Here is an 11,684-nt window from a genome sequence, read left to right on the forward strand (position 1 = left end):
GCGGCGGCACGCAGGGTCGCCGGCAGGTGCACCGCCGCCGGCCGACCGGCCGGCACCCGGGCCCCGGTGGTCCGCCCCCGCCCGGTCCGGGCCCGCGAGCGCCGGCCGGGCACCCCGTCGCCGACCCCCGGCGCGGTGAACAACCGGGCCGTCAACCCCCGCTGCGGTACGGCCACCGAGCCGGTGCCCGCCGGGTCACCCGGGTTCGCGGTACCGCCCTGGCCGGGTCGCCCGGGACGGGCACCGGTGTGCTCGGCGGAGCCGTCGTCGGGGCGTCCCGACCGGCCGTCGGCGCGGTGTCCGGTGTTCGGCCCGTCGTCGCCGGCCGGTCCGCCGTCGTCGATGCGGTCCGGCCACCGGTCGTCCCCGGACTGTGGGGAGGCCGGACCGGTCCGGGCGCGCGGGTGGTCGTCGTGGCCCGGCGGACCACCGGCGTCCTGCGGCCCACCGGTGGCATCCTGCGGCCCACCGGCGTCGTCGGGTGGCTGCGGGCCCGACCCGCCGCCGGGGCCGCCCGCCGAGGGGCCGTCCGGCCCACCGGGGCCAGCACCGTCCGGCCCGCCGGTCGGGTCACCCGGACCGGCCGGCCCCGTGGCCGGCGGGTCGTCGTCGGGGTGCTCGTCGCGGGCCCGCTGCAACGCCTCGTCGAGGCGCTTCTCGTCCAGGCCCGGGGTGTCGAACGGGTCACGGCGACGGCGGTGCGGCAGGGCGAGGCGGGCGGCGACCCGCACGTCCTCGGCGGTCACCCGGTCCCGGCCCTGCCAGGCGGCGTGCGCGACGGCGGTCCGGGCGGTGACGATGTCGGCGCGCATCCCGTCCACGTCGAACGCGGCGCAGACCTCGGCGATCTGCCGCAACGCGGCGTCGGGCAGCAGCACCGCGTCGAGCCGGTCCCGGGCGGCGGCCACCCGGGCGGCCACCTCCGCGTCGGCGGCGGCCCACCGGGCGGCGAACCCGACCGGGTCCGCGTCGGCGGCGAGCCGGCGGCGCACCACCTCCACCCGGACGACCGGGTCCCGGCTGGCCGCCACCTCGACGGTCAGCCCGAACCGGTCGCGCAGCTGCGGACGCAGCTCACCCTCCTCCGGGTTCATCGTGCCCACCAGCAGGAACCGGGCGGCGTGACTGACCGAGACACCCTCCCGTTCGACGTGGCAGCGGCCCATCGCGGCGGCATCCAGCAGCAGGTCGACCAGGTGGTCGTGGAGCAGGTTCACCTCGTCGACGTAGAGCACCCCCCGGTGGGCGGCGGCGAGCAGGCCCGGCTCGAAGGCGCGTACCCCCTCGGCGAGGGCCTTCTCCAGGTCCAGCGAGCCGACCACCCGGTCCTCGGCGGCACCGACCGGCAGCTCCACCAGCCGGGCGGGTCGGCGCTCGACCGGCGCGGCGGCCGGGTCCTCGTGCCCGGCGGCGGCCGGGTGGGGGCCGTCCGGGCAGGTCGGGTCGGGGGTGGCCGGGTCGCAGCCGAACCGGCAGCCGGCGACCCGGTCCACCGGCGGGAGCAGGGCGGCGAGGGCCCGCACGGCGGTGGACTTGGCGGTGCCCTTCTCACCCCGCACGAGCACCCCGCCGATCGCCGGGCTGACCGCGTTGAGCAGCAGCGCCAACCGCATGTCGTCCATCCCGAGCACTGCCGAGAAGGGAAACCCGCTCATTGAGCTGACCTCCGATCGCGACTGCGGGGCTCGCAAACCCGGCTCACTCCTCGCGCTCACCGCGCCCCCTCCGATCGCGACTGCGGGGCTCGCAAACCCGGCTCACTCCTCGCGCTCACTGTCGTTCCTCCAGGTCGCCCTCGGTGGCCAGGTAGGTCTCCCGGAGGCGGTCCAGGGTGGTGGGGTCGGGGGCGGCCCACAGACCGCGTTCGGCGGCCTCCAGGAGCCGTTCGGTGATGCCGCGCAGCGCCCACGGGTTGGACCGCTCCAGGAACTCCCGGGTCTGCCCGTCGAACAGGTACGCCTCGGCGAGGCGCTCGTACATCCAGTCGTCGACGACCCCGGCGGTGGCGTCGTAGCCGAACAGGTAGTCCACGGTGGCGGCCAGCTCGAACGCGCCCTTGTAGCCGTGCCGGCGCATCGCGGCGATCCACTTCGGGTTGACCACCCGGGCCCGGAACACCCGCCGGGTCTCCTCGCCGAGGGTGCGGGTGCGCACGTCGTGCGACATCGCCGAATCGCCCACGTACGCGGCCGGGGCGGACCCGGTCAGGTGGCGCACCATCGCCACCATCCCGCCGTGGTACTGGAAGTAGTCGTCGGAGTCGACGATGTCGTGCTCGCGGGTGTCCTGGTTCTTCGCCGCCACCGCGATCCGGGCGAAGGACCGTTCCATGTCGGCCCGCGCCTCCCGCCCGTCCAGGCCCCGGCCGTAGGCGTAGCCGCCCCACACGGCGTACACCTCGGCCAGGTCGGCGTCGGTGCGCCAGTTCCGGGCGTCGATCAGCGGCAGCAGCCCCGCCCCGTACGCCCCGGGCGTGGAGCCGAAGATCCGGGCGGTGGCCCGCCGCTCGTCGCCGTGGGTGGCGAGGTCGGCGGCCACGTGCGCGCGCAGGTAGTTGTCCCCGGCCGGCTCGTCGAGGGCGGCGACCAGCCGTACCGCGTCGTCGAGGAGGGCGACGACGTGCGGGAACGCGTCGCGGAAGAAGCCGGAGATGCGGACCGTGACGTCGACCCGGGGCCGGCCCAGTTCCGCCACCGGCACCACCTCGACGCCGGTGACCCGCCGCGACCGGTCGTCCCACACCGGCCGGCAGCCGAGCAGGGCCAGCACCTCGGCGATGTCGTCGCCCTGGGTACGCATGGCGCTGGTGCCCCATACGGTCAGCCCGACCGACCGCGGGTACTCCCCGGTGTCGGCGAGGTAGCGGGCGAGCAGCGAGTCGGCCAGCGCGACCCCGACGTCCCAGGCGTTGCGGCTGGGGATCGCCTTCGGGTCGACGGAGTAGAAGTTGCGGCCGGTGGGCAGCACGTTGACCAGCCCCCGGGTGGGCGACCCGGAGGGGCCGGGCGGCACGAACCGGCCGGCGAGCGCGCCGAGGGTGTGGGTGATCTCGTCGGTGGTGCGGTCCAGCCGGGGCACCACCTCGCGGGCGGCGAACCGCAGCACCTCGGCGGCGTCGGGGCAGGACCCGCCGGTCACCTCCGCGACCACCGGGTCGGCCCGGTCGGGATCCCAGCCGAGGGTTTCCATGCCGAGGACGAGCCGCCGGGCCAGCCCTTCGATCAGGTCGACGGCGTCGGCGGCGGTGACCGCCGGCCCGTCGACGACGTCGGTCAACGCCGTCGGCACCGCCACCCGCGCCCCGGGCTCGGCGAGCAGCGTCTGCTCGTCGAGGCCGTAGCCGGCGGCGAGGGCCTGCCGCAGGCCGGGCAGCGCCCGGCTGCCGCCCCACACCTGCGGTGCGCGCAGCACGGCCAGGACGAGGTTGACCCGCGCCTCGCCGGTGGGCACCCCGGCCAGGATGTGCAGCCCGTCGCGGATCTGCACGTCCTTGACCTCGCACAGGTAGCCGTCGAGGTGCAGCACGAAGTCGTCGAAGTCGTCGGCGGCGGGCATCGCCTCGGTGTGCAGGTCGTGGTGGAGTTCGGCGGCGCGCACCAGCTCCCAGATCTGCCCCCGGACCACCGGCACCTTCGCCGGGTCGAGGGCCTGCACGGTGGCGTACTCGTCCAGCAGCTGTTCGAGTTTCGCCAGTTCGCCGTAGGTCTCGGCGCGGGCCATCGGGGGCACCAGGTGGTCGACCACGACGGCGTGCGCCCGCCGCTTGGCCTGGGTGCCCTCGCCGGGGTCGTTGACGATGAACGGGTAGACCAGCGGCAGGTCACCGAGGACGGCGTCGGGGGCGCAGTCGGCGGCCAGGCCGAGTCCCTTACCGGGCAGCCATTCCAGGGTGCCGTGTTTACCGAGGTGCACCACCGCGTCGGCGCCGAAGCCGCCGTCGGCGACCGGCGCGGCCAGCCACCGGTACGCGGCCAGGTAGTGGTGGCTGGGTGGCAGGTCGGGGTCGTGGTAGATGGCGATCGGGTTCTCGCCGAAGCCGCGCGGCGGCTGGATCAGCAGGGTGACGTTGCCGAACCGCAGCCCGGCCAGGACGATGTCCCCGTCGTCGGTGTAGAGCTGGCCGGGTGGCTCACCCCAGTGTTCCCGCATCCGGTCCCGCAGGTCGACCGGCACCTGGTCGAACCAGCGCCGGTAGGTGTCCCCCGGCACCCGGGCCTCGGCGGCGGCCAACTGTTCCGGGGTGAGCCACTCGACGTCGTGGCCCCCGGCGGCGATCAACGCGTGGATCAGCGCGTCCCCGTCGGTGGGGGGCGGCGCGTCGCCGAGGTGGTATCCGGCGTCGGCGAGGGCGGCGAGCAGCCGGACCGCCGAGGCGGGGGTGTCCAGGCCGACGGCGTTGCCGACCCGGGAGTGCTTCGTCGGGTAGGAGCTGAGCACGACCGCCACCCGCTTCGTGGCGTTGGGCAGGTGGCGCAGCCGGGCCTGCCGGACGGCGATCCCGGCGACCCGGGCGGCCCGCTCGGCGTCGGCGGCGTAGACCGACAGCCCGTCGGCGTCGATCCGCTTGAACGAGAACGGCACGGTGACGATCCGACCGTCGAACTCGGGGATGGCCACCTGCATGGCCGCGTCGAGCGGGGACAGTCCGGCGTCGCTGGCCGCCCACTGCTCCCGGGTGCTGGTCAGGCAGAGCGCCTGGATCACCGGCACATCGAGGGCGGCGAGCGCGCCGACGTCCCAGGCGTCCTCGTCGCCCCCGCCGGAGGCATCGGCGGCGACCGTCCCCCCGGCGGCGTGGACGGTGACGACGAGCGCGTCGCAGCGGGCGAAGAGGTCCAGCGGCCCGTCGCCGGGGGTGAGCCCGCGCAGCGATCCGCAGAAGATCGGCAGCGGTTCGCCGCCGGCCGCGTCGACCGCGTCGGCCAGGGTCTGCACGAAACCGGTGTTGCCGGCCAGCGCGTGCGCCCGGTAGAACACGATCCCCACCGTGGGCCGCCCGCCGCCGTCCTGCGGCCCGGCCACCGGGTCCGCCCCGTCGACCGGGGTGGACGGGCGGTGGTGGTCGAGGATGCCGTAGGGCGGGGTGGGGGTGGGCGGGTCGAAGCCCTCACCGGTGAGCAGGACGGTGTCGGAGAGGAACCGGGCGAGCTGGGCGAGGTTGTCCGCGCCCCCTTCGACCAGGTAGGACAGCGCTTCGGTGGCCACCCCGGAGGCCACCGTGGAGGCCGCCATCAGCTCCGCGTCGGGCACCGCCTCGCCGCCGAGCACGATCGTGGGGACGCCGGAGCCGAGCACCGCCGCGAGGCCGTCCGGCCACGCCTGCCGCCCGCCGAGCAGCCGTACGACGGCCAGGTCGACACCGTCGAGCAGGGCCGGCACGGCGGCCACGTCGACCCGGGTGGGGTTGGCGAGACGGTAGTCGGCGGCGCTGGCGCGGGCGGCGAGCAGATCGGTGTCGGCGGTGGACAGCAGCAGGATGCGCACGTTCGGCTCCGGAGAGTGACGTCCGGCTCGACCACGGGGCCGGGCCGAGCGGGGCGGGAGGGACGCCGGTCAGCGGCGGCGGAGGTCCGACGCACCCCGCCGGCGGCGGGGCACCCGGACCGGCCGTCAGCGGTACGTGGCAGGCCGACCGCCCCGGCGACGGCCGGCGACGGTGGGAGAGGTGGGAGCGCGCGGCGGCGCGGGCTCGACGGTGATGCGGAAATCACCGACCGTGATCGGGTCGGCAGTGACGCTGTGCGTCATCGGTTCCTCCTCGGGTGTCCACGCCCTGGGGTTCTCCGACGGCCGAAGTATCCTGGCTCCCGGATCGACGCTCACCCCCGGCCTTCCAACCGTGCACGCACGGTCGTGACCCACGAGGGGGGATCGCTCCCCGGTGACAGTGGCGGGACCGCGTCGGAATCGCACCGACTTCCTTCACTGCCGTCAGGCCGCGAATGCTGCCACACTCCTCACCCCGAGGTCAACGGCGGCCACCGGCCCCGCGACGGCGCGGAACTGGGCGGCACGGAGCTGATCCGGGCGGCACGGCCCTGGTCGGTCGGGACACCTCTCTCGCACGCTGTCGAGCTGATGATGTCAACGACTCGGGACCGGCACGGCCGACCTGACCGGACGGTTGTCGCGCCGGGTAGGGCCCCCCGACACCCCGGGGCCGGGGCAGCCTGAGGGCGGCGGCCCCGGCCCGGTGCCACGGGGCCGCCCCCTCCGGTGCCGCAGGCCCTCCGGTCACAGGCCCATCCGGTGCCGCGCCACCCCGGCCACCCCCGACCTGGCGGTACGGGTCGTCCCACCCCGCGGGGCCGATCCGTCACCGTCATCAGCTCGAAAGGGCCCGCGACGACATACCCCCACACCCCTGCCCCGCAGTGGCAGGCGACCGGGGCGGCCGGCGGTCGCACCCGCCGCCGTGGCCGCACCCCCACGGACCCACATCCCACGGGCCGACATCCCACGGGGGCCACCACCCCGGCCACGCTGCACGCGCGGCTGCGGGGTCAGCGGAGGCGACGCTCGGGGTGGGCCCGGTTCCAGGCCCGCATCCGCTCCGGGTATCCGGTCTTCGCCGCCTCGTAGAGTGGCACCGCGTGCCGGTGGGCCAGCTTGGCCGCCGTACGTGGGGAGCCGGTGCGGCGGCGGATCCACTCCCCGTCGTGCGCGATCGCCACCACCGTGGTGTCGGTGGCGGTCGTCTCGGGTTCGAGATAGAACTCCACCCCCCGGTGGGCGGCCACGAAGTCCGCCAACGCGGTCAGGTCGTCCCGGGTGGCCTCCCGGTCGAGCTTGGTCGGGATGCCCTCGTCAGCCCGGGTCCGTCGGCTGAACCAGCCCATCTGCCCGTCCTCTCCTCGGCGTCCCTCCAGTGGAGCACCCCCACCTGGAAGGGCGCTGCGAACCCGGTGACAGCCGGCTGAGCGGCCCGTTCACCGCCGGTCGAGGGCGGCCAGCTCGTCGGGGGTGAGTCGCAGCGCGGCGGCCGCGACGTTCTCGGCGAGGTGGGCCGGGTCACCGGTGCCGGGGATGGCCAGTACGTGCGGGCCCTGGTGCAGCGTCCAGGCGAGGCGTACCTGCTGCGGGGTGGCGTCGTGGGCGCGGGCGACGGCGTGTACGGCCGCGCCGTGGTCGGTGCGGGCCCCGCCTTCGCGGTTGCCGCCGGTCAGGGAGAAGAACGGCACGTAGGCGATCCCCCGGGCACCGCACTCGCGGACCATGGCGTCCTGGTCGCCCCGGTTGTCCAGCGCGTAGTTGTTCTGCACGCAGACCACCGGGGCGATGGTCTGCGCCTCGTCGAGGTGGTCGAGGCGGACGTTGGACAGACCCAGGTGCCGGATCAGGCCGGCGTCGCGCAGCTCGGCCAGCGCGCCGAAGCGTTCGGCCACGGAGTCCGGCGCGGGCCGCTTGACGATCCGCAGGTTGACCAGGTCGAGGTGGTCGCGGCCGAGCCGGCGCAGGTTCTCCTCCACCTGGGCGCGCAGCTGCGCCGGGCTGGCCTCCTCGTGCAGGCCGGTCGTCGGGTCGTCCCGGAAGCCGACCTTGGTGGCGACGACCAGCCCTTCCGGGTACGGGGCGAGCGCGGCGCGGATCAGTTCGGTGGCGTACCGGGCGGGGCCGGTGCCGACCTTCAGGGTGCCGCCCGGCGAGACGTAGAACGCGGCGGTGTCGATGTGGTCGACCCCCAGTTCGACGGCCCGGCGCAGGACGCGCAACGCCCGTTCCCGGTCGGGGTGGGCGGTGATCCGCATCGAGCCGAAGCCCATCCGGTGCACGGTGCGGTCACCCAGGGTCCAGCGGCCCGCCGCTGCGGCGGTGATCTCGGTTGGCATCCGGCGACCCTAGCCAGCGGCGGTGGCCCGGCGTAACGGCCGCGCACCCGATACCGGCCGGGGCCGACGACTGTTAGATTTTCTGTATCGGGCCGGCGGGTGTCTGCGGCGCGGCACCGGCCGGCGGACGGGTCGCCGGCACCAGGGCCAGGGTCGGAATCAGCAGCACCGGCACCACCAGCAGGGCGTGCAGGATGCCGACGTGGTCACCGAGCAGACCCAGCAGCGGCGGGCTGGCCAGGAACGACGTGTAGCCGAGCACCGCGACGACGCTGACCCGGGCGGGGGCGCGTTCCTCGTCGTCGGCGGCGGCGCTCATCCCGACCGGGAAGCCGAGCGATGCGCCGAGTCCCCAGAGGACCACCCCGACGACGGCGAGCGGCCCGGAGCCGGCCAGCACCGCCAGCAGGGAGCCGGCGGCGGCCAGCAGGATCGTGCCGATCAGCACGGGCACCCGACCCCAGCGGTCGATGGCCACGGTGCCGGCGGTCCGGCCGATGGTCATGCCGGCGACGAAGACCCCGAAGACGGCGGCCCCGGCGGCCTCGCTGACCCCGTAGCCGTCGACGAAGGCGACCGCCAGCCAGTCGTTGGCGCTGCCCTCGGTGAACGCCATCACCAGCACCAGCGCGCCGATGAGCAGGGTGCGCGGCTCCCGCCAGGCCGCGAGCAGGCCACCCCGGCGGGCCGACGCGGCACCGTCGGCGGTGGAGGCGGGCAGGGCGGGCAGGAAGTTCCGCGCCCCGAGCAGGGTGCCGCCGAGCACCACCGCCGCCAGCACCGCCAGGTGCACGGTGATCGGCACCGCGAGCCGGGCCGCGCCCGCGCCGAGCCCGGCGCCGGCCACCGAGCCGAGGCTCCAGGCGGCGTGGAAGCGGGGCAGGATGGTGCGACCGAGCCGTTTCTCCACCGCCGCGCCCTCGACGTTCATGCCCACGGCGCAGGTGCCGGAGCCGTAGCCGAGGGCGAACAGGCCGACCGCGACGCCGGGCAGTGAGCCGATCGGGGTGGCGATGCCCACCCCGGCCAGGCCGACCGCCACCAGCACGGTCGAGGCGACGACGGTGCGGGCCGGGCCGAGCCGCTGGGTCACCAGGCCGGCGGTGGTCAGCGCCAGCACCGCGCCCCCGGACATGGCCAGCAGCAGCAGTCCGAGCCGGCCGGCGCTGAGGCCGAGCGCGTCGCGGACCGCCGGGACCCGGGAGAACCAGGTCGCCACGGCGAGGCCGTTGAGGGCGAAGACCACCGCGACTCCGGTACGGGCGGCCCGTACCACCGGGGGTGGGACGGCTCGGTTATCGGTGGCGGTGTTCACGGCGCGCGGTCCTCTTCCCCTGGCGTGGCCCTTCCGGCCCGGCTTTCCTGGTGTGGTCGTTTTCCCGGCCCGGTGTGTCCCGTCCGGGCCCGACGTCCCACCGCTGATCTCACACCGCTTTTGTCACGGCCACAAGCGCGATGTGCCCCTTACCGCAGCGGCGTGGCCGAACGGAGATGGCGCGGCACCGTCATTATTGATCGATTAACTTCAATCAGTGGTGGGCACTGACGGTACGGGGGCACGCGCATCGTGGGGGATTCGTGAAGTTCGGCATACTCGGAACATTTGTGATACTTCCCGGGCAGAACTACTGCATCAATGCTCCCAAGCAACGCAATCTGATGGCGGTCCTGACGGTCAACGGAAATGTGCTCATTCCGGTGGAACGCCTGGCCCGGGAGGTGTGGACCGACGAACCACCCGCCTCGGCCGGCAATCTGATCCGGCAGTACGTCTTCCGCCTCCGGCGCAGTCTGCCCCCGTCGGTGGGGCGGTCCATCATCACCGGCCCGGGTGGATACAAACTGCGGTTGGCACGCGGCGACGTCGACAGCCACCTCTTCGACGCCAACGTGGTGCGCGGCCGGGCCGCCTTCGCGGCGGGCCGGCTCGACGACGCGGTCCGGTCCCTGTCCGAGGCGTTGGCCGCCTGGCGGGGGGACCCGCTCGCCGACGTCGACCCGTCCCCCTCGATCCTGGCCGAGAGCCGACGGCTCGGTGAACGGCGGCTGCTCGCCATCGAGCTGCGCGCCGACGCCTACCTGCGGCTCGGCTGGTACGACGAAGCCGTCGAGGAACTGGCCGCACTGGTCACCCTCCACCCCGAGCGGGAACGGCTGCGCGACATGCAGATGCGGGCGCTGTGCCAGGTGGGCCGCCGGGCCGACGCCCTCGCGGTGTACCGCGACCTCCGTCAGACGCTTGCCGACGGCGTGGGCATCGAGCCGGGGCCGGCGTTGCAGCGGCTGCATCGGCGGGTGCTCGACGGCGACCCGGCGCTCAGCGAGCCGTCCGACGCCCGCCGGTCCGCCGCGGCCGGATGGTCGGGGGCGGCGTACCGGTGACGGGTCACCGGGCCCGGTCGGGGCGCGCGGGCAGAAGGGTCGCCACGAGGGCGAGCGCCGCCACCGCCAACCCCGCCCCGGTGACCACGGTGGCCGCGCCCCAGCGGGTCAGCAGGGGTGCCAGCACCATGCTGCCCACGGCGAACCCCCAGCCGATCGCCGCGTACTGGAGGGAGAAGCCGGTGGCCCGGCGGTCGGGTGGCAGGACCCGTTCCAGGTGCAGCGACCGGGCCAGCACGGTCGGCCCCTCGAAGAACCCGGCGACGGCGTACAGCGTCAGCAGCGCGACGGCGTGCGGTCGCGCGACCACCGCGAACGCGACCACCAGGCCGAGCACCAGCAGGGCGACGTCGGCCTGCCGCTGGTGGCCGCCCGGCCAGCTCCGCAGGCTGTACAGGACGCTGCCGAGGCCGGTCCCGACCGCGTACGCGGCGAGGGCCAGCCCGGCGAGCGACGCCTGCCCGCTGCCGGTGAACAGCGGCACCGCCGCCACCGTCAGCACCCCGAGCAGCACCCGCAGCGCGGCGGTCAACGCCAGGGTGCGGGCCAGCAGGCGCAGCACCGGCAGCACCCGGCTGCGCCCGGCGGCGGGCCGGGCCGCCGGCGGATCGGGCCGGCGCAGGGCCGCCCCCGCGGCGATCGCGGCCGGCAGCGCGACCAGGCCCACACCGGCGGCGGGCGAGACGGCGGCGACCGTCACCCCGACCAGCACCGGTCCGAGCCCCCAGCAGACCTGGTTGAGCACCGTGTCCAGGGACAGCGCCCGGGGCAGCACGGCCGCGTCGACCAGGTGGGTGAGCATCGACCGCAGACCGCCCGGCGCGCCGGCCGGCACCGCACCGGCCAACGCGACGAGGACGACCAGCAGCGCCGTGCCGCCACCCGTGCCGACCACCACGGCGGCGGCCAGGAACAGCAGCGCCTCGGCGGCCAGGCACCCGGCCAGCACGCGACGCGGGTTCCACCTGTCGATCAGCGCCCCGGCGGCCGGTGCCGCGACCGCCTCGCCGATGGTGTGCGCGCCGACCAGTAGGCCGCTGAGCAGGTAGCCGTCGCTGAGCGCCCGGCCGGCGAAGACCAGTGCCAGCGGGGCCATCGCCACCGGCAGCCGGGCCCCGAAGGTGGCGACGGCCCAGCCCATCCAGCCGGGCGACCGCAGGATCGCCCGCAAGGGCGTGCCGGCCCGACCCGAGAGGTCCACCCGCGACGTCGCCACCCGACCACCCCTCCCACCCGTCCACCGGGGACGAACAGTAGTCACCACCGACACGCTCGGTACCCCACCACCCACCCCCATCCCCGCCGCTCCACCGCCCTCACCCGCCCGACCCACTCCCCCTCCCCTGCCCTGCCCTGCCCTGCCCTGCCCTGCCCCGCCCACGTGATCAACCCGCCCGGGTGATCAAGAGGTTTGCGTCAGGAAATGCCGTGGCCGGTGACGCGAACCTCTTGATCACCGCACGCCGGCGCGGG

Annotated in this window: 7 protein-coding genes and 1 riboswitch; of the genes, 1 reads left to right on the forward strand and 6 read right to left on the reverse strand. The window is 75.4% G+C overall.

Annotation, left to right across the window (positions count from 1 at the left end; genetic code table 11):
• The 5 genes from ACOJTC_RS24730 to ACOJTC_RS24750 all read right to left on the reverse strand — a co-directional run.
• The coding region (locus ACOJTC_RS24730) for an ATP-binding protein (protein WP_420118679.1) at nucleotides 1-1,715 on the reverse strand (1,715 nt) is incomplete at its 3' end.
• Nucleotides 1,716-1,770: 55 nt separating this feature from the next.
• Complete coding sequence (gene cobN / locus ACOJTC_RS24735; protein ID WP_420118680.1) at nucleotides 1,771-5,484, reverse strand: cobaltochelatase subunit CobN; 3,714 nt, start codon at nucleotides 5,482-5,484, stop codon at nucleotides 1,771-1,773.
• A 309-nt stretch (nucleotides 5,485-5,793) separates the two neighbouring features.
• Nucleotides 5,794-5,923, reverse strand: a riboswitch (cobalamin riboswitch).
• 580 nt (nucleotides 5,924-6,503) lie between these two features.
• Entirely contained in the window at nucleotides 6,504-6,839 is a 336-nt protein-coding gene (locus ACOJTC_RS24740; RefSeq protein ID WP_088646738.1) for a hypothetical protein, read from the reverse strand.
• Nucleotides 6,840-6,929: 90 nt separating this feature from the next.
• A complete protein-coding gene (locus ACOJTC_RS24745; RefSeq protein ID WP_420118681.1) occupies nucleotides 6,930-7,829 on the reverse strand; it encodes an aldo/keto reductase in 900 nt (299 codons plus the stop codon).
• 73 nt (nucleotides 7,830-7,902) lie between these two features.
• Entirely contained in the window at nucleotides 7,903-9,144 is a 1,242-nt protein-coding gene (locus ACOJTC_RS24750) for an MFS transporter (RefSeq protein WP_420118682.1), read from the reverse strand.
• Nucleotides 9,145-9,434: 290 nt separating this feature from the next.
• Between ACOJTC_RS24750 and ACOJTC_RS24755 the strand changes: the two genes are divergently transcribed.
• Nucleotides 9,435-10,211, forward strand: coding sequence for an AfsR/SARP family transcriptional regulator (locus ACOJTC_RS24755; RefSeq protein WP_307825995.1), 777 nt, complete (start codon nucleotides 9,435-9,437; stop codon nucleotides 10,209-10,211).
• A gap of 4 nt (nucleotides 10,212-10,215) precedes the next feature.
• Here the strand turns inward: ACOJTC_RS24755 and ACOJTC_RS24760 are convergent, their stop codons facing one another.
• Entirely contained in the window at nucleotides 10,216-11,427 is a 1,212-nt protein-coding gene (locus ACOJTC_RS24760; RefSeq protein WP_420118683.1) for an MFS transporter, read from the reverse strand.
• Nucleotides 11,428-11,684: the final 257 nt, after the last annotated feature.

The organism is Micromonospora sp. (assembly GCF_048594385.1).
GTDB lineage: Bacteria > Actinomycetota > Actinomycetes > Mycobacteriales > Micromonosporaceae > Micromonospora > Micromonospora wenchangensis.

Bases quoted from the DNA above. Each gene is read 5' to 3' on its own strand.
- ACOJTC_RS24745 (WP_420118681.1), bottom strand. From the start codon at position 7,829: ATGCCAACCGAGATCACCGCCGCAGCGGCGGGCCGCTGGACCCTGGGT.
- ACOJTC_RS24740 (WP_088646738.1), bottom strand. From the start codon at position 6,839: ATGGGCTGGTTCAGCCGACGGACCCGGGCTGACGAGGGCATCCCGACC.